Here is a 16,454-nt window from a genome sequence, read left to right on the forward strand (position 1 = left end):
CCACTCGACGGACGCGATCCCAGTAACCAACCAGAACACAGGAGATCCTAGTGCACGTCACGAAATTCACCGCCTGGCTGTTCGGCCGCGCGCCGAAACACGCGACCCTGACCGTCGATGCCATCCGCGCCCGGCTCGCCGACGAGGACGGCACAGCCGAAAAGCTGGCCGCCTACCCGTCGTCCGTCGCCCGGCAGACCGCGGTCGTCGCCGCCATGGATGCGCCGACGCTGACCCTGCCGATCGTCGACGTCGAGGTGATCGACGCCGAGATCGTCGACGACCCTCCCACGTTGCCGCTGCGTCGCGACGAGCTGCTCGCCATCACTGACGGCCGCCCCGCTCACGAGCTGGAGTTCGCGCTGGCTGGTGTGCGATGAGCGACTTCATTCCGAGTTTCTCGGTTCACGGCCCCCTCAAGACCGAGTACTTCGCCCATATCGACAGGATCATCGTTTCGGTCGGCGAGAGCTGGGCCGGGATGAGCTGGCACCTGCCAACGGAGCAGGCCACCATTCTGCGCGACCAGCTCGACGCCGCCATTGCAGTCGCGACCGGCAAGCAGGCCGGCGGGCACAAGATCTGCGACCCGTGCTCCGGGCGTGGCCTGATCCGGTTCGATCGTGGCGGGCTGACCCGCTGCGAGGACTGCGCCGGTGAAGGTGCGGTGCCGCGATGAGCGCCGACCCGATCGCCGAGCAGCTCACCGCCGAGCTCGCCGAGGTCTACGCCCTCACCGGCGAGACGCTCGATTTCCTGGTCGCGGCCACGACCGGCCGCAACGTCGACCCCGCGACCGAGTTCGCCGGGATCGCGAACTACCTGTCCACCAGCACTTCCGAACGACTCTCGGCCGTGCTCGCCGTGGCGATTCAGCGCCTGGTCGAAGCCGACCACACGAAAACGCGCCTGCGTAGGCGAATCCATCGGGCCCGTCGTACCCGCGCGGCCCTGCGCGCCACCCTCACCCGACAGGAGCTTGTGTCATGACCCGACGAACCGATGAGACGGTCTACGGCGAGAGCTGGGAGGCCGTCGCAGGCTCGCACGACTCAGCCGCGCGGGAACTCGACAAGCTGATCGAGAGCACCACAACCTGCGACTGCGGACATGCCGCGAACTCGCTCAAGCACTACGACGCGGTGATCCACGTCGCGATCCAACGGTGGCCTGCCGAGCTGCTGGGCGCACTGCTCGCGGTGGCGGTCACCCGCCTCGCCGGAATGAAGGCGGGCGAGCAGTGAGCCCGCTCGCGCACGTCGTGCAGGTCGCCATCCTCGGCGGCGCGTTCATCGGCGTCTTCGTTCTCTTCGGCGGCACGGCTGCCGTCGACTACCTCAAGGCCAAGGCCCACGCTGCCGCATTCCCCGTCGAGTTTCCGTTCGACGGGCCGTGTGGGTGCGACGACACCGGGTGCATCGAATGCGACCCCAGTGCCGAGGACGATCCCGGCGCCGAATGGGACCGGGCACACGACCAGTGGATCGACGAACAGTGGGGAGCTGCCTGATGCCCGCACGAATCCGGCTGATCCGCCGCTACGAGTACGAGGCACACGGGGTGACCAACCTCGGCGGCCCCGGCATCCCGATCGCGCAGCTACAGCAGCGAATCGACGAAGCCCTCGATGACTACAAGGCGGCGTTCGGCACTTTGCCGAAGCACGACTCTATGACCGTTCACGCCTACGACGACGGCCTCGTCATCCGGTTCGAGGCCGAGGAGGTGCCGTTCTGATGCGCGACACGAACCTGCGCGGTGAGGAGTCGATCGGCGAGGTCGAGGAGCTCACCGAGGACGACCGGCGCGCGGCGGTGCTCACTGTCTGCGGTCACGCCACCGACGCTGCTGACGCGGCCGACCTGCTCGCGATGCTCGGCTTGACCGCGTCGAGCACTGGTCGCGTCACGACGCCGTGCTCGGTGTGTCTACGGCCGATGTCGAAGCTCAACGGCATCGGGCACGTGCGCCAGCACGCGAAGGGCATGTGCAGCTCGTGCTACGGGCGGCAGCAGCGCGGCGGCTCGCCCGGCAAGCAGCTCGTCGAGGCGATCGAGGACATCGATACGCCCGTCGGTGTGCTCGCAGCCGGTGCGCGGGTGTGGGCGAAGGAGCTGCGCGGTGCGTGGCTGCTGCACATACCCGGTAGTGGCATCCCCTACGCCGTCGCGGAAAAGCTCGTGCAGGTAGTCGAGGGGGAGCAGCCGTGAGCGACATCATCGGCGCAACATGCCGCACAACCGATCCCGAACTGTGGTGGCCAGCCGCGGGCGAGACGGTCGGGCCCAAGCGGGCGAAGCAGGTTTGCGCCGAGTGCCCGGTGCGCGTGGCGTGCGGCAAGCTCGCTCGCGACGGCAAAGAGCGGTTCGGGATCTGGGCCGGGTTCAACATGCCGATCGCGCGTGAGCGTGAGGCGCTGCATGACTGGCTGAATTCCGTCGAGCTCGCCGAGTCGGTGAGTGCATGACGCTGGCACTGATCGGCGACACCGGCTACCCCGACATGGGTCTGTACCCGGACGTTCCCGACGAGGTCTACCACGCGGACCGCACCGCGCTGTCCTCGTCGGGGGCGCGCACGATCCTGTTCGACAGCCCGAACGAGTTCCGCAATCAGCCGCGGATCGAGAAGAGCGACTACGACTTCGGGCACGCCGCGCATTTGTATGTGCTCGGCAAGGGCGCCGAGCTCGTCGTAGTCGACGCACCGGACTGGCGGTCGAAGGATGCCCGGCAGGCGCGCGAGGAGATCCGCGCGGCCGGGCGGGTGCCGATCCTTATCGGCGACGACCAGCAAGCCCGAGATATGGCACAGGTCGCTCTCGAGCACGAGCTCGCCGGGGCCTACTTCGCCGAGGGAGACGCCGAGCTCTCGGGCTGGTGGATCGACAAGCCGACCGGCGCGCGGCTACGGCTGCGCCTGGACTGGCTGACTCGCCTGCCCGACGGCCGATGGATCGTCGTCGACTACAAGACGTCGAAGTCCAGCGGTCGCCGCGCTTTCGGCAAAAGCGCCGGCGAGTACGGCTACTTCATGCAGCAGCCGTTCTACGTCGACGGGCTGCTCGTGCTCGGCATCAAGGTGTCCGACTTCGTGTTCATCAACCAGCGCAAGACACCGCCCTACCGGATCACGATCGCCCGCATCGATGCCGCCGACGTCGAGCTCGGCCGCCGGTGCAACCGCCGCGCCATCGAGATGTTCGCCGACTGCATGGAAGCCGACGTGTGGCCCGACGACAGCAACGAAATCCCGACCGTCTCTATCCCCGCATGGACCCGTTACCGAGCTGAGGAGCTGCTCGCACTATGACCCACCCTGACCGTTACCAGCCGACCGACGCCGTTGCCCGGCAGTCGATCACCTCGCAAGCCACCATCATCGAACAGTCTCGCGCCGTCGCCGAGGTGCAAGCCGCGGTGACCGTCGCCCAGCAGCGCCCCCGCAACAGAGCTTTGGCCGTGCAGGAAATGCGCGACGCCACCGCACAGACCTCCGTCGCGAGCCGCGCCTACTTCCGCTACAACCGCGGCGGTGGTGACGGCAACGTCACCGGCGTCTCGATCCACCTCGCCCGTGAGCTGGCGCGCTGCTGGGGGAACGTGGACTACGGCATCAAGGAACTGCGCCGTGACGATGACAAAGCCGAGTCCGAGATGCTCGCCCATGCATGGGATATGCAGACCAACGCAAGGGCCTCGACCACGTTCATCGTCCCCCATATCCGCGACCTCAGCGGCGGGGCTTCGCGCAAGCTGACCTCGACGCGCGACATCTACGAGAACAACGCCAACGCGGGCGCGAGAAGACTGCGCGAACAGATCCTCGCGGTGCTGCCCGCATGGTTCGTTGAGGAGGCAAAAGCCAACTGCGACCGCACCCTCGAAACCGGTGGCGCGAACGGCAAACCGATCGCCCAGCGCATCGCCGACGCCATCGCGCTGTATGACGCGATCGGGGTGACGGCAAGCCAGCTCGAGGCGAAGCTCGGCCGCTCGTCGAACATCTGGTCGGGTCACGACGTCGGGCAGCTCGGCGTCATCTACTCGTCGATCAAGAGAGGCGAGACCACCGTCGGCGACGAGTTCTCGGCCGACGAGGTTCCAGAGGCGGGGGTGCCCGCTGCTGAGATCACCGGCACCGGCCGCCAGAAGCGCGCACCCCGGGGTCGCGCCGCGGCTGAGCCGAAGCAGGGGAAGGCGGACGAGAGCGCCTCGAATGAGGGCGAGAAAGTGGACAACCTGGCCGCGACCGACGCGCAGCTGAAGCGCCTCGGCGAGTTGCTCGGCGAGAACGGCCTCACCGACGACGCCCAGATCTACGAGTACCTGACCGACAAGGCCGGGCGCGAGATCACCGTGCTGCACCACCTCACCGCGGCCGACGCGGACCGGATCTCCGGTCTGCTCGTCGACAACCTCACGGGCCCGCCCGCAGACGAGACCGCCGGGGGTGCTGAGTGAACACCATCGACTACACGATCAAGGTCGGAACCTGCGACTTCCGGCAGGCACTGACCTCGGTACGCGTGCACGCCTGCGCCGACAAGGACATCTCCACCGTGCACCGCATCCGGCTGACGATCGACCACGAGCACGTCACCGTGATCGCGACCGACATGTACACCGCCGGTCTGGCAATCGTGTCGATCTGGGATGGCCCCGGCCCCGACGCCGCGGTCACCGTCGACCTTTCGCCCGGCGATGTCGAGAAGCTGTTGCGCATCCACCCCGGCGGCAAGGACAAGGCCGACGAACCCGAGTTGATGTTGCGGCTCGACGTCGGACCGGACCGGCTTACGATCACCGACTGCTCGGGCCTAGTCGACGGGCGCGCGCTCACCATCCCGCGTATGCCCACTGATGGTGGCACCTTGTGCTCGATCCCGGGCATGGTCCACAAACAGCACACGTCGCCAGAGATCGTGCCCACCGACATGATGTTCGGCGGCGACGCTATCGCCCGTTTCCGAGCCGCTGGCAACGCCTACAGCAAGGCGCTCGAGATCGAGGCACACGAGGGTGCGCGTGCCCTGCTCGTGCGCTGCGGCGAGAGCTTTCTAGGCCTGATCATGCCGCGCACGATCACCGAGAACCAGCGCGGCGAGATGGCCGACTGGGCGCGTGGATGGACTCAGCGGTTGCCCGCGATGGAGGCGGCGGCTCGCTCGGAAATGGTCGCGGCCGCGGTTAATCCGGTGAGTATCGACGCCGTCGAGTTCGACGAGACCACCAATCTCGACCTGTTCCTGACCGCTGTCGAGGCGGTCGTGCGCACACAGTTCGGCTCGTCGTCGATGTTGCAGCGGCGCTTGCGCATCGGGTACGCGAAGGCCGTTCGGCTCATCGAGCAGATGGAAACCGCGGGGATCGTCGCCCCGCGCGGCGAGTCGCCATTGCGCGATGTGCTCGTGCCTGTCGACCAGCTCGACGCGCTGCTCGCCGCGCTGCGAGACAAGGACATCGGTACCGAGGGCGAGCAGCCGGAGCCCGAGGGGGAGTCGTGAGCTCGCCGGTATCCATGCCCCGAGACGCGGCCGAGGTGCTGATCGTGGCCGCGATCCGCAACCGGTGCGCGGTCGTGCTCATCGGCAACGACCCCGCGGATCCGGACGCACTGTGCGCCCAGGAGATCCACAACGAGCGCAACGTCGACGACGCGCTACTCGCCCGCGCCCTGCGCGATCTCGCCGACCGGATCGACGCCCGGCACGCATCCCCGGGTGGATGAGATCCGGCGACGACATGAAGACCCACCACTATCGAGAGGAGGCCACGAGCGTGGCACGCGAGCATGCACGGATCTGGCTACGGATCTGGTCCGACGACCACTTCCGGGCACTGTCGCCGCAAGCGCAGCACCTGTACTTCGTGCTGCTGACCAGCCCGAGCCTCAGCTATGCCGGTGTCTGCGACTGGCGGCCCGGCCGGATCGCCGCGAACGCGCACGGCTGGACTGCCGGCGAAGTCGTCGAGGCCGGGGCCGAGCTCGTGCGCACCCTGTACGTCGTCATCGACGAGGACTCGGAAGAGGCGTTGTTGCGCAGCTTCATCCGCAATGACGACATCCTCAAGAACCCGAACGTCGCGGTGAGCATGTCGATCGCGTTCGGTGGGATCGCCTCGAGTGTTCTGCGCGGTGTGGTCGTGCACGAGCTGAAGCGGCTCTACGCAGACCGCCCCGAGTCGAAGGGGTGGGGTCGCGACGTGGTGACTGCGTTGCTCGACCGCACGGCGATCGACCCGGCGACGTACCCCCTCGGTGAGCCCGTCGCTCAGCCCATCGGACAGCGGGTTTCGGAAGGGGTTACCGAAGGGGTCGACCAGGGGATCGGTTCGCCCCTCGATCAGGAGGTCGGTTACCCCGTCGATCAGGGGATCGGTTACCCCTTCGATTACCCCCTAACCGAAGGGCTCCATAGGGGGGTTCATCAGGGGGTCGCCTCCCTACCTGCCCCTGCCCCTGCCCCAGCCACATACCCCGATGGTGGTCACCCCGGCGAGGTAACTCACTTGGCGACGCCCGCCGAAACGGACACCACCCCCACCCCTCAGCGATTCCACGACGAGCACCCCGACGGACGAGTGTCCGGCTGCCCCGAGTGCGACATCCTCGAAGCCGCCGAGGGCGACCGGCTCGCCGCCAAAGCCGCCGAGGCTGCCCGGGCCGTCCCGCCCGTGCGCTGCCCCGAGCACCTCGACAACCCGACGACCGCCCCGTGCGGTCCCTGCGGCGAAGCCCGACGAGCACGGGCAGCGTGGGACGCCGAGCGGGACCGGTGGCGGGCTGAGCGAGACGCTGACGCCCGGATCGCCGCCGCCGAGGACCGTGCCCGCGAGGTCGCCGACTGCGCGCTGTGCGACGACGACGGGTACCGGGGAACCGCGGTGTGTGATCACGACCCCGACACCGTCGACCGCGCCAAACGAGGATCCGCGCTTGTCCGAGCCACCCTCGCCGCCAAGCGGCCCGGCGCCGTCCCCGAGGTCGAGCCGTGATCCGCGACCGCAGCGGCGACGAGCTCGACGACGAGCCCGATGCCGACTGGCACGACCCGAACTGTCGCAACGGCTGGTTGTCCCCGCCCGACGCCGACGTGATGCGAGCCTGCCCGATCCACCGACCAAGACCCCGCGACGTCACCGACTACGCCGAACGAATCCCCAGCCTGCGAGCACAGCAGGCGATAGCAGCCCAGGAACGTAAGGAACAGGACCGATGAACGAAAACACCCAGCACGCAACGGAATTCACGACCGCCAAGGGCCGCACAGTGCGGCTGGGCGAGCACTACCGCGACGCCAACCGCGCCGAGTTCCGAGACCTCATCGTCGAGAGCATCGGCGTCTACGAGCGGCCCGGATACGGCATCGTCGAGTCAACGACGGTCTGCTCGGTCACCTGCACCGTGTCCCGCACAACCGCGGCCGGCACCCAGCAGATGAAGCCGACCACCATGACGGCCGAGCGCCTCACCGGCCGCGACTTCGAGCTCGTCACCGACGAGGCGCCGACACGGGTCGACGCGACGATCTTCGCCCCCGCAGCGACCGCGGCCACCGCCAAGGACGATGCGCGATGACCACGCCCATCCCCGATCCCGTAATCACCATCACGCGCTACAGCGTGTCGTGCCTGCCGCCGGACCACTGCGGCTACGGCCGGTCCCTCGTCACCATCGAGCCCCGCGGCAAGAACCTGGGCGGTGAGTGGTGACCGCCCCCGACCTGACCGACCTGATCGCCGAGGGCCGCCGACTGCTCGACATCGCGATCGACCCCACCACCACCAAGCTCGTCATCGAGCAAGGCGGCATCGCGATCGAATGCCATTGCGGCTGTGGAGTTCCCAGTCATGCCATCACCGGCCCGCTGTGCACGTGGGCCCGCCCAGTCGCCGAGTACATGGCGTGGGCTGCGAACGCCGCGCCCGCGCTGCTCGCCGAAATCGACGCGCTGAACCAGGATCTCGCGGCGAAGCAGTCCGACTTCGACGCCGCGATGCGCAGGCTGGGGGAGCGATGACGTTCCCCGCCGACCTCACCGGCGAGCACCGCGACGCCATGCGCGACGTCGTCGCCATCGTCGAAGCCGTCCACCGCGGCGACCCGGTCGCGTTCGCCGCCATCGCCCCGCACGTCTACGTCCCCGAGGTGCTCAACGCGTTCGCGTACCTCGTGATCAAGCTCGCAGACGAGTCCCAGCTGATCGGCCTGCGCCGCCTCGCCGACGCCATGACTGCCGAGGAGGTTGATCGTGGCTAACCCGTTCTTCCCAGCCGAACTCCAGATACCCGGCGGATATCCGGCCCGGCATCGACCGCGACCCGAGGTAACTGAAATGGCCGACGACTCCGGGCTAACGATCCGACTGGACCCCACCGAAACGCCCGCGCGCCGCATCCCGGTCCGGTTCTGGCCGAGCCAGGGCGCGGTCATCTTCGGGCACCTCACGCTCGGGGAGCCGATCTCCGAGGGTGACGTCGTCCGCTACGACGCGACATTCACCGCGGGCCCGCTAGATGGCGAGCAGCCGGTCTACGACCTGCGCGTGAACCAGAAGGAGGCGGTCTCCGATGGCGAGTGACCGCGACACCCTGACCGACCTGATCTTCTGGGAGTTCGACCGCGGCAACACCGAGCCCTACGAGCTCGCTGGCGCGCTGCTCGCGAAGGGCGTGCGTCCGCCCGCCCAGGTGATCACCGACCCGGCCCAGCTCGACGCGCTGCCTGTGGACTCGATCGTGGTGGACCACCACGGCGCCGGGTGGCAGATGACGGACCGCGACTACGACGGCACCGCCATCTGGGAGTACCGCACGACCGCGAGAACCAGCGCCGGGCTACTGGCCGCCGGCGCGCGGGTCCACCTCGTGCATGTCCCCACCGAGGAGGTCGACCGTGGCTGAGCTGACGTTGTTCGCCCTGCCTGACGAGATCACAGTGACCAACCTGCCGGACCGTGAGCGATGGAAATTGGACATCGGCGACTGGACGATGTTCGTGGGCCACACTCTGTGCCCGACCGAGCGGGCCGTTCGCGCCCTCGCTGCTGGCATCGTCGCCGAGGGCGCCGACCATGGCTGACCTCACCGCTCGGCAGACCGAGGAACTCGCCGCCCTGCTCGCGCTCGCCCAGGAGCACGGCGTCGACATCGACGACGTCAGCGCGTTCGTCATCGGATACCAGCCCGAGGAGCGCCCCGGCCGCGGCCATGACATCCGCGTCGCCTACGTCGACGGCGAGCACGCCATCAGCGCCTACATCGACGTGTACGGCCGTACCACAGTCGGCATCGGCGCCGTCGATTGGCTGCACCGCGAAGGCGACGACGGCGACGACGAGTGCGAGCTCTGCAACCCCGTCGAACTGCCCGACGTGCACCGCGACGGGCGCCCCATCCGCACCGTGTACCTGCCCGAAATGGAGACCGAACATGTCTGAACGACTGACCGACGAGCAGCTACTCGAGCTCGTCGACACCGGGGATTACGGACTGGCGGACCCGCGCGCGCTGGTTGTCGAGCTGCTCGAGCTGCGCCAGGTGGAAGTCAAGGTCTGCGCCCACATAGACCAGCGCCCGGAGTACATCACCGCGTGCACGAACGCGGGCCCGGACTCCGCGCACGACTACTACCGGTGGCAGGGCGGGGCGGAAGCTCGTCGCCAGCTCGCGCAGCAACTCGGATGGACCGTGCCCCATAAGCCCGGCGAGAAGACCACTCCGAAGGAGACCGACCGTGATTGACGTCCTGATCGTTCCCGGCACCGGCTCGCCCCGCGGCGACGCCATCACCACCACGTTCTCCAACGCCCTCGACCAACAGCGGTTCGCGCCGAGCATCGTGCCCTACCCGGCCACGTACGGCGGGCTCGAGGCGCCCTACGCCGAGTCTCGCGCCCTCGGCCGGGCGGCGCTCATGCGAGCGATCTGGCGCGCATCGAACCCGGTCATCATCGCCGGGTACTCGCAGGGCGCCGGGATCGCGGGCAGCCTCGCCGCCGAGATCGGCGCAGGGGCGCACCCCGACCTCGAGGTGTACGCGTGCGCGCTCATCGCCGACCCGCTCCGCCCGCCGGGCGCCGGAATGCCGCACCGGCCACCAGCGCCCGGCTACGGCATCGCGGGGGAGCGACCCATCTACGGCCTGCCGACATGGTGGGCCGCCGCGCCCGGCGACCCCATCACCGCGCTGCCCGCCGGCAACCCGCTGAGATCCATCGCCGACCTGACCGAGTGGTGGGCGCTGGGCAACCCGATAGCCGCGGCGAGATGGGGGCAAGACCTCGTCGACAAGTGCCGCACTGGTGCGTTCCAGCGCTGGTGGTCACTCGAGAACTGGCGCACATGGAACGGCGCGATGAACTACGCGCGCGGTTACCTGTTCGACGGCAGACATGGGGCCGCCTACATCGACGAGGGGCACGTGCGCGACCTCGCCGAGATCGTCGGACGGGAGTTCGCCAATGCTTAACGTTGGCACCACCCTGCTCGACAGCGCGAAGGCGTGGATGTTGGCCCACGACTGGACCGAGATCGGCGAAGGGCCTGCGGGATGGATGTGGCAACACGCCACCGGCCGGAAGGTCGCGGTCTTCCGTGACCTGAGTGACCGTGACGCATGGGAGGGCCTGATCGGTCGTCTCGCGGTCGCCCATGCCAGCCACTCGGGCGACATCGAGCGGGAGATCCGCGGCGGCGACGAACCGGCGCTCCTGTCTGACGAGCAGTTGCGGCGGATCACCCAGTACGTCCATCCAGACGAGGGCACCGCATATGTGCGGCCGTGGCTGCACTCGATGGCCGCCGAGCTGCTGACCGCCCGCGACGAGAGCAGTCAGTACTGCTCCCGTATAGACGCGTTGTACATCGAGGGCACCGACTTGCGTGCCCACGTCGCCGAGCTGGAGGCCGCCGACCGCGAGCACTCCCAGCTCATCGAGTACCTGCACCACGCGCACGGCATCGACATCGACCGCGAGGACGACGACTTCCGCGAGTGGCAGCAGCAGTACGGGGAGGTGAGCGACCGTGACTGACACCACCGACACCCCGCTGTGCCCAGTCTGTGAGTGCGATGTGGTCGACGACCTCGTCCACATCGAGCACGTCCACCTGGGCGAGGTGGCTGCCCACAACGAGTGCCTGCCCATCGACACGATGCTCGACGCCATTCTCCGCGCGCGGAAGATAGCCGCCGATGCCCGCGCTCGTGTCGCCGAGCTGGAGGCCGCCCAGCCGAAGCCGATACTGCTCGGCTACCTGCCGCCAGTCACCAAGCCCGGCCGGACCCTGATGCCGAGCGAGCACACCTCGCTCAGTGAAACACCGGCCCCCGGCGGCGTGGCCGTCTGGACATCCGTCCCGCCCGGAGGACCCGGCACCCTCGTCGGCTACGCCGTGGCAGTCGACGACGGGCGCGGTTGGTTCATCGACACGGTGATCCTCGACGGCAGCCGCGACGCTGCCGACAACCGGTGTCACGACTGGCTGTCCGGCGGCGGGTACCAGGCGATCGTGGTCGAGCTGCGGGAGGTGACCGATTGACCATCAAGGGACTGCTCGCAATCCACGGCCATCAGGTTGAAAAGTGCGTCACCGATGACGGGAAGCTCGTTTTCAAACCGGCTCCTGGCCCGCTGTTCATCCCTGGCGCACCGGCGCCGCAGGGCAGCAAACGACACGTCGGCCGCGGCATCCTCGTCGAGTCGTCAAAAGCAGTCGGCCCGTGGCGTGAGCGGGTTGCGTTGGCCGCGCACGACCACGGGTTCGAGTTGATCGAGGACGGTGCGGTGCTCGTGCGGCTCGACTTCGTGATGCCGCGGCCGAAGTCGGCTCCGAAGACCCGCACGCCAGCGGCGACCAAGCGCCCAGACGTCGACAAGTTGGCACGAGCGGTGCTCGATGCGCTCACCGGGATCGCCTGGCGTGATGACTCGCAGGTGATCGAACTACTCGCCACGAAGGCTATTGCATTGCCCGGCGAGCCATCTGGCGTGCAGATCGCCATTCGTCGATCCGAGGAGGGCTGATGAAGATCGTCAGCAAGGCCGAGCTACAGGCCATGCCGAAGGGCACACCGTTTGCTGAGTACCACCCCGGCGCCGGGTGGCCGCAGGGGTTCGACATCTTCGTCGCTCCGTGTGGGTACATCGACGACTTCTACTACCGGTCGATCAGCAGCCCGGAGAACGACGGCACGAGCCAGTTGCTCGAGCGCGAAGACGAGATGAACGTGACCGGTGCGGCGTACCCCGTCGATACGGACATCGGTCGCGAGGGGCTGCACGACCCGGCCATGCGCTACCTCGTGTGGGAGCCCGAAGACGTCGCCCGGATCATCCACCTGCTGCAGGGCGGCGACGACCCAGCAGACGACCGCCCATGAGCGGCGAGGCGACCAGGCAACGACCCGAGGAGGACTGATGGGCTGGGCAGTTGGATACGACACCACGTGGAAGCGCGATATCGGATACGGCGTGCCAGCGCTCTGCGACCAACCCGGGTGTGGCGCCGAGATTCACCGCGGACTCGACTACGTGTGCGGTGGTGAGCCGTACGGCGGCGAAACGGGCTGCGGACTCTACTTCTGCTACAAGCACCTGCACTACTCCATCCCGGAGCACACCGAGGAGGAGGACGACGAGGGCCTGCGCCAGCGTTGCGAGCGCTGCATCAGCGGGGAGCGCTGGCACACGCCAACACCCGATGTGCCCGAGTGGATCACGCACAAGCTCACCGATCCGAGCTGGCAGCAGTGGCGCGACGAGCACCCTGACGAGGTACGCCAGATGGCCGCACCGGGGGCTAGCGATCCGGCATCGCGCGCCTTCGCCCGTATACAGGGCTGGTACGACCGAATTCGCGGGTGGCAGATGTGAACGCCACCGAGGCAGACCACCGGTATATCGCGCGCCACGACATCAAGCTGATCCGCGAGCACCTGTACAAGGTTCCCGAGCTCGCCGAGGATCTCGCCGTCACCGTCATGCGGCAAGACCGCCTCGGCGAACGCGGGGGAGGCGCACACCGGCGCCCGTCCGAGCAGCCGCTCCCGTACTCGATCGCCGCGCAAGAGGCCGCCGAGCAGCTACACAACACCCTCGGCGGCTGGGTGCGTGTCGTGTGCGAGCACCGCGAGTGCCACTACGACGGGGCCGACACCACACCCGGGCTCTCACGGTGGCTGCTGCGCAACCTCGAGACCCTCGCGATGATCCCGGGATCCGAGACAGCACGCGACGAGATCAAAGACGCCATCGATCGTGCCGAGTGGATCGCCTGCCCGCCCCGACGGATCCTGCACGTCGACGAGAACCGGCTCGCCGAGGCAAGAGCGCTGCGCCTCAACCCGGCCGGTATCGCCGCCCTCGCCCGCGAGCTCGGCGACGAATGGCGCTGGCTCACCAAACGGCGCGTGCACGTCCTCGCCGAGGCCGGGCTCATCCGACCCGCGCCCGGACCATGGCACCCGCGATGGCCCACACAGTGGGTCGTCGGCGAGGTGCTCGACGCACACCTGCAGCTGCCTATCCGTCGGCGAGACAAGGGGGCACGATGAGCGCGGCGGACGAGCGGCCCTGGACCGAACCGCCCCGAACGATTCGGCGGGGCGACAGGATTGCCTTCACGCACCCGGCAGGAGGGCTCACCTACGCCGAGGTGGTCGACGTGGAGGGCACCGGCGGCGAGTGGACGATCACCGCACGGACGCACGACGACGAGGGAAGGCGGATCCGGTGAGCGGCTGGCGCGAAGGCTTCCACCGGGACGTGCTGGCCTGGCTTCCGAAGTACCTCGAGGAGATGCGACCGCACGGCGATTGGGGTACGCCCGCCGAGATCGTCAGTATCGAGGAGGAGCTCGACAAGGGCTGCGGCGGCTCCGATGTGACGGCCGGTGATGACCCACGGATCATGCTCACGATCACGTGGAAGAACACCGCGGGTGAACAGCGCTGGATCTACGAGGAAATGACCCTGACCGAGCTGATGAGGAGGCTGGACGCATGACCATCGCGGAGTTCGTCGCGGCACGCCTGGACGAGGACGAGGCGGCAGCGACACGGGCAGCCCGGTTTCGGTACGACGACCCATCGGACGCGCCGTGGGTGAGGATGCAGCTCTATGTCGACCGTGGCGTGGCGATGACGTCGGACGCGCATTTCGCCCGCCACGACCCTGACCGCGTGCTGCGGCAGGCGAGAGCGGTCCGCAAGGTCCTCATCGCTTATGCCGCAGCCCAATCGGCCGAGGATGCGCGCGTGGATGACCTCGCAGCGCAAGGGCTCATGACGAACGGTATGGACGGCGACTCGGAGTATGCGAGTGGTCGGATCAATGCGCTAGCCGAGACGCTCGCGGGGGTCGCCGCGATCTGGGACAAGCACCCCGACTACCAGCCGGAGTGGACACCCGACCAGGGGTGATCGCTTACGGACGCGCAAATTGCTACGCTCAGCGCGTGGCGCGAGTTTTATCGCGCTAGGAACCCACCTCATCCCCTCCGAGGTGGGTTTCGTCGTTTCCGGCCCCGATTCAGGGATTCCGGGCCTACCCCCACTTATGACCCGAGGAGCATCATGCTGTTCTCTGCCCTGTCGTCTGCCGTGTCCGCTGCTGCTGGCGCCGTCGAGTGGGGCGAGGTACTCGCCGCTGTCGCCGTCGCGCTCATCACCGCGATCCTCTGATGCTGGAGCTGCTGTCGTTGCTGTTCGGGTGCGGGCACTTCGGTGTGCGCACGCTCGAACTGCCTATGACCGTGCCGATGGGCCGCTGGACCTTCTGATGGCCCACAGCCCCCCGACGTCATCAAGGCGGACATCCTGATCCGTGTGCACGGTGGCGAGACAGTCAACGTCGCCACGGTCGAGCTGCCGATCACGTACGCGGTTACGCCCGGCCACGTCGAGCCCGTGCCCGACTACAACGTCTTCGCCGAAGCAGGCAAGGCGATAGCTCAGAGCTTGTCCGATGCCGTCGTGGACCATGCCTGACTGGCTCGACCGCCTGCTCGCGTGGGCGGTCGGGCTCGTCGTCACCACAGCGAGGTGGAACCGATGGCCATGACCGAGCAGTGGATGGAAGGCGCAGCGGGACCGACCATGCAGGACCTGCGTGACGCGGGCGTAGCGGCTCACCTCGCACCCATCAGGCAGCAACTCGACGGAGTGGCCGCAGCCATCCGCGCCGAGGTGGCGACCATGAGCGACGAGCAGCGCGAACAGGTGCGGGCAGTCTGCCGGGCCGCCGACGTGTCGCCGTCGGTCGTGGGTCTCGCACCGTAAATCTTCCGGTGAGGTGATGCCATGCTGTACGTCGTCATCGGACCACCGGCCGCCGGCAAGTCCACCTACTGCCGACAGCACGCCCGCACCGGCGACATCGTCATCGACTACGACCGCCTCGCCCTCGCACTGAACCCCGACCGCGACCCCGACAGCCACGATCACCCCAACACCATCAAGGCCGTCACCAAAGCCGCACGGCAAGCCGCGATCGACAAGGCACTCACCCTCACCCACCAGTGCGACGTCTACCTCATCCACTCCACCCCCAGCGCCCAGCTGCTCGCCCGCTACAAGGCGGCCGGTGCCCAGATCATCACCATCGACCCGGGCAAGGCGGTGGTCATGGAACGCGCCAAGACCGAGCGCCCCTGGTGGATGCACGGCGCGATCAAGAAGTGGTACGACCAGCGCGACCTGCAGAACGGTAAGCCCACGCAAACCGGCAGGTCAGAGCCTCGAGTGCAAAAGCGTCGGAAGACAACCACCGAACGCGGATACGGCCAAGACCACCGCAAGCGCCGCGAAGCCCTCGCCCCGATCGTCCAATCCGGCAAGGCCACATGCTGGCGATGCACCGAGGCGATCAAGCCCGGCGAACCGTGGGACCTCGGACACGACGACCACGACCGCACCCGCTACCGTGGTCCCGAGCACGTCCACTGCAACCGCGCCGCCGGTGGCCGAGCAGGAGGCCGCGCCTCGGCCTCAGCCCACGACCGGAAATCTTCCGGTCCACCGCCCCGCTCCCGAGACTGGTGACCCCGGATGATCCGAGCCGGAGAATCCCCAGCTCAGCCACCGGAAGATTTCCAGTCTGGCCGGAGGAATTCCGATGCCTGTTTGAGTTGACATCGAGCCTCGGGTGTGCATGAGCGACAGTAGAGCAGGACAGGAAATATTCCTGTGTCGAATCCCTTGACAAGATGGCCAGTGACCGGGTAGGGGGAGGGGGGCTCGCGAGGGCATCGGCCCAGGTCAGCCCGACTCCTTTCGGCCTGTCGCTCTGTCTCTCCCTCACGAACGGCGAGGCGGCTTTTACCACGACGCAAGCCACGGTGTCAAGCCCAAACGGCGCGACACGCCGAGTAACTTCCAGCAAACCTCAAGTCAGGAAGATTTACGGTCGATTTCGGGCCGGATTCGGCCACCTGGCCACCGTAAAATTT

At 67.9% G+C, this 16,454-nt stretch carries 36 protein-coding genes; all 36 read left to right on the forward strand.

Annotated elements, in window-relative coordinates; translation table 11 throughout:
- The first annotated feature begins 50 nt into the window (after nt 1-50).
- Entirely contained in the window at nt 51-380 is a 330-nt protein-coding gene (locus ACWFRF_RS20620) for a hypothetical protein (protein WP_452451652.1), read from the forward strand.
- Nucleotides 377-679, forward strand: coding sequence for a hypothetical protein (locus tag ACWFRF_RS20625; RefSeq protein ID WP_452451654.1), 303 nt, complete (start codon nt 377-379; stop codon nt 677-679). The genes ACWFRF_RS20620 and ACWFRF_RS20625 overlap by 4 nt, the downstream gene beginning before the upstream one ends.
- Complete coding sequence (locus ACWFRF_RS20630) at nt 676-990, forward strand: hypothetical protein (RefSeq protein WP_452451656.1); 315 nt, start codon at nt 676-678, stop codon at nt 988-990. Before ACWFRF_RS20625 ends, ACWFRF_RS20630 begins: the two co-directional genes overlap by 4 nt.
- Nucleotides 987-1,244 (forward strand): hypothetical protein, encoded by a 258-nt coding sequence (locus tag ACWFRF_RS20635; protein WP_452451658.1) that lies wholly within the window; start codon nt 987-989, stop codon nt 1,242-1,244. Before ACWFRF_RS20630 ends, ACWFRF_RS20635 begins: the two co-directional genes overlap by 4 nt.
- A complete protein-coding gene (locus tag ACWFRF_RS20640; protein WP_452451660.1) occupies nt 1,241-1,510 on the forward strand; it encodes a hypothetical protein in 270 nt (89 codons plus the stop codon). The genes ACWFRF_RS20635 and ACWFRF_RS20640 overlap by 4 nt, the downstream gene beginning before the upstream one ends.
- Complete coding sequence (locus tag ACWFRF_RS20645) at nt 1,510-1,737, forward strand: hypothetical protein (protein ID WP_452451662.1); 228 nt, start codon at nt 1,510-1,512, stop codon at nt 1,735-1,737. The genes ACWFRF_RS20640 and ACWFRF_RS20645 overlap by 1 nt, the downstream gene beginning before the upstream one ends.
- Nucleotides 1,737-2,210, forward strand: a complete 474-nt coding sequence (locus ACWFRF_RS20650) for a hypothetical protein (protein ID WP_452451664.1) — start codon at nt 1,737-1,739, stop codon at nt 2,208-2,210. Before ACWFRF_RS20645 ends, ACWFRF_RS20650 begins: the two co-directional genes overlap by 1 nt.
- Nucleotides 2,207-2,467 carry a WhiB family transcriptional regulator gene (locus ACWFRF_RS20655; RefSeq protein WP_452451666.1) on the forward strand — a complete coding sequence of 87 codons (261 nt, stop codon included), beginning with the start codon at nt 2,207-2,209 and terminating at the stop codon, nt 2,465-2,467. Before ACWFRF_RS20650 ends, ACWFRF_RS20655 begins: the two co-directional genes overlap by 4 nt.
- On the forward strand, nt 2,464-3,312 hold the full coding sequence (locus ACWFRF_RS20660) for a PD-(D/E)XK nuclease-like domain-containing protein (protein WP_452451668.1): 849 nt from the start codon (nt 2,464-2,466) through the stop codon (nt 3,310-3,312). Before ACWFRF_RS20655 ends, ACWFRF_RS20660 begins: the two co-directional genes overlap by 4 nt.
- The gene (locus ACWFRF_RS20665; protein ID WP_452451670.1) at nt 3,309-4,463 is read left to right on the forward strand and encodes a hypothetical protein; all 1,155 of its coding nucleotides are present in this window, start codon (nt 3,309-3,311) and stop codon (nt 4,461-4,463) included. The genes ACWFRF_RS20660 and ACWFRF_RS20665 overlap by 4 nt, the downstream gene beginning before the upstream one ends.
- On the forward strand, nt 4,460-5,506 hold the full coding sequence (locus ACWFRF_RS20670; RefSeq protein WP_452451672.1) for a DNA translocase FtsK: 1,047 nt from the start codon (nt 4,460-4,462) through the stop codon (nt 5,504-5,506). The genes ACWFRF_RS20665 and ACWFRF_RS20670 overlap by 4 nt, the downstream gene beginning before the upstream one ends.
- Nucleotides 5,503-5,730 (forward strand): hypothetical protein, encoded by a 228-nt coding sequence (locus ACWFRF_RS20675; RefSeq protein WP_452451674.1) that lies wholly within the window; start codon nt 5,503-5,505, stop codon nt 5,728-5,730. The genes ACWFRF_RS20670 and ACWFRF_RS20675 overlap by 4 nt, the downstream gene beginning before the upstream one ends.
- A gap of 50 nt (nt 5,731-5,780) precedes the next feature.
- Nucleotides 5,781-6,998, forward strand: a complete 1,218-nt coding sequence (locus tag ACWFRF_RS20680; protein ID WP_452451676.1) for a hypothetical protein — start codon at nt 5,781-5,783, stop codon at nt 6,996-6,998.
- On the forward strand, nt 6,995-7,222 hold the full coding sequence (locus tag ACWFRF_RS20685; protein ID WP_452451678.1) for a hypothetical protein: 228 nt from the start codon (nt 6,995-6,997) through the stop codon (nt 7,220-7,222). The genes ACWFRF_RS20680 and ACWFRF_RS20685 overlap by 4 nt, the downstream gene beginning before the upstream one ends.
- Nucleotides 7,219-7,581 carry a hypothetical protein gene (locus tag ACWFRF_RS20690; protein ID WP_452451680.1) on the forward strand — a complete coding sequence of 121 codons (363 nt, stop codon included), beginning with the start codon at nt 7,219-7,221 and terminating at the stop codon, nt 7,579-7,581. The genes ACWFRF_RS20685 and ACWFRF_RS20690 overlap by 4 nt, the downstream gene beginning before the upstream one ends.
- Nucleotides 7,578-7,715: a hypothetical protein gene (locus ACWFRF_RS20695; RefSeq protein WP_452451682.1), complete on the forward strand. Its 138-nt coding sequence runs from the start codon at nt 7,578-7,580 to the stop codon at nt 7,713-7,715. Before ACWFRF_RS20690 ends, ACWFRF_RS20695 begins: the two co-directional genes overlap by 4 nt.
- On the forward strand, nt 7,712-8,023 hold the full coding sequence (locus ACWFRF_RS20700) for a hypothetical protein (protein WP_452451684.1): 312 nt from the start codon (nt 7,712-7,714) through the stop codon (nt 8,021-8,023). Before ACWFRF_RS20695 ends, ACWFRF_RS20700 begins: the two co-directional genes overlap by 4 nt.
- Complete coding sequence (locus tag ACWFRF_RS20705; protein ID WP_452451686.1) at nt 8,020-8,262, forward strand: hypothetical protein; 243 nt, start codon at nt 8,020-8,022, stop codon at nt 8,260-8,262. The genes ACWFRF_RS20700 and ACWFRF_RS20705 overlap by 4 nt, the downstream gene beginning before the upstream one ends.
- A gap of 76 nt (nt 8,263-8,338) precedes the next feature.
- Nucleotides 8,339-8,584 carry a hypothetical protein gene (locus tag ACWFRF_RS20710; RefSeq protein ID WP_452451688.1) on the forward strand — a complete coding sequence of 82 codons (246 nt, stop codon included), beginning with the start codon at nt 8,339-8,341 and terminating at the stop codon, nt 8,582-8,584.
- Complete coding sequence (locus ACWFRF_RS20715) at nt 8,574-8,906, forward strand: hypothetical protein (protein WP_452451690.1); 333 nt, start codon at nt 8,574-8,576, stop codon at nt 8,904-8,906. Before ACWFRF_RS20710 ends, ACWFRF_RS20715 begins: the two co-directional genes overlap by 11 nt.
- Complete coding sequence (locus tag ACWFRF_RS20720) at nt 8,899-9,084, forward strand: hypothetical protein (RefSeq protein WP_452451692.1); 186 nt, start codon at nt 8,899-8,901, stop codon at nt 9,082-9,084. The genes ACWFRF_RS20715 and ACWFRF_RS20720 overlap by 8 nt, the downstream gene beginning before the upstream one ends.
- Nucleotides 9,077-9,442: a hypothetical protein gene (locus tag ACWFRF_RS20725; protein ID WP_452451694.1), complete on the forward strand. Its 366-nt coding sequence runs from the start codon at nt 9,077-9,079 to the stop codon at nt 9,440-9,442. The genes ACWFRF_RS20720 and ACWFRF_RS20725 overlap by 8 nt, the downstream gene beginning before the upstream one ends.
- Entirely contained in the window at nt 9,435-9,746 is a 312-nt protein-coding gene (locus tag ACWFRF_RS20730) for a hypothetical protein (RefSeq protein WP_452451696.1), read from the forward strand. Before ACWFRF_RS20725 ends, ACWFRF_RS20730 begins: the two co-directional genes overlap by 8 nt.
- Nucleotides 9,739-10,473: a hypothetical protein gene (locus ACWFRF_RS20735; RefSeq protein ID WP_452451698.1), complete on the forward strand. Its 735-nt coding sequence runs from the start codon at nt 9,739-9,741 to the stop codon at nt 10,471-10,473. Before ACWFRF_RS20730 ends, ACWFRF_RS20735 begins: the two co-directional genes overlap by 8 nt.
- Nucleotides 10,466-11,038 carry a hypothetical protein gene (locus ACWFRF_RS20740; RefSeq protein WP_452451700.1) on the forward strand — a complete coding sequence of 191 codons (573 nt, stop codon included), beginning with the start codon at nt 10,466-10,468 and terminating at the stop codon, nt 11,036-11,038. Before ACWFRF_RS20735 ends, ACWFRF_RS20740 begins: the two co-directional genes overlap by 8 nt.
- The gene (locus ACWFRF_RS20745) at nt 11,031-11,546 is read left to right on the forward strand and encodes a hypothetical protein (RefSeq protein ID WP_452451702.1); all 516 of its coding nucleotides are present in this window, start codon (nt 11,031-11,033) and stop codon (nt 11,544-11,546) included. The genes ACWFRF_RS20740 and ACWFRF_RS20745 overlap by 8 nt, the downstream gene beginning before the upstream one ends.
- Complete coding sequence (locus ACWFRF_RS20750) at nt 11,543-12,031, forward strand: RusA family crossover junction endodeoxyribonuclease (RefSeq protein WP_452451703.1); 489 nt, start codon at nt 11,543-11,545, stop codon at nt 12,029-12,031. The genes ACWFRF_RS20745 and ACWFRF_RS20750 overlap by 4 nt, the downstream gene beginning before the upstream one ends.
- The gene (locus ACWFRF_RS20755) at nt 12,031-12,387 is read left to right on the forward strand and encodes a hypothetical protein (protein WP_452451705.1); all 357 of its coding nucleotides are present in this window, start codon (nt 12,031-12,033) and stop codon (nt 12,385-12,387) included. Before ACWFRF_RS20750 ends, ACWFRF_RS20755 begins: the two co-directional genes overlap by 1 nt.
- A gap of 37 nt (nt 12,388-12,424) precedes the next feature.
- Complete coding sequence (locus tag ACWFRF_RS20760; protein ID WP_452451706.1) at nt 12,425-12,880, forward strand: hypothetical protein; 456 nt, start codon at nt 12,425-12,427, stop codon at nt 12,878-12,880.
- Nucleotides 12,868-13,560, forward strand: a complete 693-nt coding sequence (locus ACWFRF_RS20765) for a hypothetical protein (RefSeq protein WP_452451708.1) — start codon at nt 12,868-12,870, stop codon at nt 13,558-13,560. The genes ACWFRF_RS20760 and ACWFRF_RS20765 overlap by 13 nt, the downstream gene beginning before the upstream one ends.
- A complete protein-coding gene (locus tag ACWFRF_RS20770) occupies nt 13,557-13,742 on the forward strand; it encodes a hypothetical protein (RefSeq protein ID WP_452451710.1) in 186 nt (61 codons plus the stop codon). Before ACWFRF_RS20765 ends, ACWFRF_RS20770 begins: the two co-directional genes overlap by 4 nt.
- Nucleotides 13,739-14,011: a hypothetical protein gene (locus ACWFRF_RS20775; protein WP_452451712.1), complete on the forward strand. Its 273-nt coding sequence runs from the start codon at nt 13,739-13,741 to the stop codon at nt 14,009-14,011. The genes ACWFRF_RS20770 and ACWFRF_RS20775 overlap by 4 nt, the downstream gene beginning before the upstream one ends.
- Complete coding sequence (locus ACWFRF_RS20780; RefSeq protein ID WP_452451714.1) at nt 14,008-14,427, forward strand: DUF6221 family protein; 420 nt, start codon at nt 14,008-14,010, stop codon at nt 14,425-14,427. The genes ACWFRF_RS20775 and ACWFRF_RS20780 overlap by 4 nt, the downstream gene beginning before the upstream one ends.
- Before the next feature lie 405 nt (nt 14,428-14,832).
- Nucleotides 14,833-14,994: a hypothetical protein gene (locus tag ACWFRF_RS20785; protein WP_452451716.1), complete on the forward strand. Its 162-nt coding sequence runs from the start codon at nt 14,833-14,835 to the stop codon at nt 14,992-14,994.
- A 63-nt stretch (nt 14,995-15,057) separates the two neighbouring features.
- Nucleotides 15,058-15,285 (forward strand): hypothetical protein, encoded by a 228-nt coding sequence (locus ACWFRF_RS20790; protein WP_452451718.1) that lies wholly within the window; start codon nt 15,058-15,060, stop codon nt 15,283-15,285.
- Nucleotides 15,286-15,306: 21 nt separating this feature from the next.
- Nucleotides 15,307-16,047 carry an AAA family ATPase gene (locus tag ACWFRF_RS20795; protein ID WP_452451720.1) on the forward strand — a complete coding sequence of 247 codons (741 nt, stop codon included), beginning with the start codon at nt 15,307-15,309 and terminating at the stop codon, nt 16,045-16,047.
- Nucleotides 16,048-16,454: the final 407 nt, after the last annotated feature.

It is taken from the genome of Nocardia sp. NPDC055165, from assembly GCF_053606985.1.

Excerpts from the sequence above, each read along its gene's own strand:
- ACWFRF_RS20625 (WP_452451654.1), top strand. The coding sequence starts at position 377 with ATGAGCGACTTCATTCCGAGTTTCTCGGTTCACGGCCCCCTCAAGACC.
- ACWFRF_RS20630 (WP_452451656.1), top strand. The coding sequence starts at position 676 with ATGAGCGCCGACCCGATCGCCGAGCAGCTCACCGCCGAGCTCGCCGAG.
- ACWFRF_RS20635 (WP_452451658.1), top strand. The coding sequence starts at position 987 with ATGACCCGACGAACCGATGAGACGGTCTACGGCGAGAGCTGGGAGGCC.
- ACWFRF_RS20645 (WP_452451662.1), top strand. The coding sequence starts at position 1,510 with ATGCCCGCACGAATCCGGCTGATCCGCCGCTACGAGTACGAGGCACAC.
- ACWFRF_RS20650 (WP_452451664.1), top strand. The coding sequence starts at position 1,737 with ATGCGCGACACGAACCTGCGCGGTGAGGAGTCGATCGGCGAGGTCGAG.
- ACWFRF_RS20660 (WP_452451668.1), top strand. The coding sequence starts at position 2,464 with ATGACGCTGGCACTGATCGGCGACACCGGCTACCCCGACATGGGTCTG.
- ACWFRF_RS20665 (WP_452451670.1), top strand. The coding sequence starts at position 3,309 with ATGACCCACCCTGACCGTTACCAGCCGACCGACGCCGTTGCCCGGCAG.
- ACWFRF_RS20690 (WP_452451680.1), top strand. The coding sequence starts at position 7,219 with ATGAACGAAAACACCCAGCACGCAACGGAATTCACGACCGCCAAGGGC.
- ACWFRF_RS20695 (WP_452451682.1), top strand. The coding sequence starts at position 7,578 with ATGACCACGCCCATCCCCGATCCCGTAATCACCATCACGCGCTACAGC.
- ACWFRF_RS20705 (WP_452451686.1), top strand. The coding sequence starts at position 8,020 with ATGACGTTCCCCGCCGACCTCACCGGCGAGCACCGCGACGCCATGCGC.
- ACWFRF_RS20710 (WP_452451688.1), top strand. The coding sequence starts at position 8,339 with ATGGCCGACGACTCCGGGCTAACGATCCGACTGGACCCCACCGAAACG.
- ACWFRF_RS20715 (WP_452451690.1), top strand. The coding sequence starts at position 8,574 with ATGGCGAGTGACCGCGACACCCTGACCGACCTGATCTTCTGGGAGTTC.
- ACWFRF_RS20725 (WP_452451694.1), top strand. The coding sequence starts at position 9,077 with ATGGCTGACCTCACCGCTCGGCAGACCGAGGAACTCGCCGCCCTGCTC.
- ACWFRF_RS20730 (WP_452451696.1), top strand. The coding sequence starts at position 9,435 with ATGTCTGAACGACTGACCGACGAGCAGCTACTCGAGCTCGTCGACACC.
- ACWFRF_RS20740 (WP_452451700.1), top strand. The coding sequence starts at position 10,466 with ATGCTTAACGTTGGCACCACCCTGCTCGACAGCGCGAAGGCGTGGATG.
- ACWFRF_RS20755 (WP_452451705.1), top strand. The coding sequence starts at position 12,031 with ATGAAGATCGTCAGCAAGGCCGAGCTACAGGCCATGCCGAAGGGCACA.
- ACWFRF_RS20760 (WP_452451706.1), top strand. The coding sequence starts at position 12,425 with ATGGGCTGGGCAGTTGGATACGACACCACGTGGAAGCGCGATATCGGA.
- ACWFRF_RS20770 (WP_452451710.1), top strand. The coding sequence starts at position 13,557 with ATGAGCGCGGCGGACGAGCGGCCCTGGACCGAACCGCCCCGAACGATT.
- ACWFRF_RS20780 (WP_452451714.1), top strand. The coding sequence starts at position 14,008 with ATGACCATCGCGGAGTTCGTCGCGGCACGCCTGGACGAGGACGAGGCG.
- ACWFRF_RS20790 (WP_452451718.1), top strand. The coding sequence starts at position 15,058 with ATGGCCATGACCGAGCAGTGGATGGAAGGCGCAGCGGGACCGACCATG.
- ACWFRF_RS20795 (WP_452451720.1), top strand. The coding sequence starts at position 15,307 with ATGCTGTACGTCGTCATCGGACCACCGGCCGCCGGCAAGTCCACCTAC.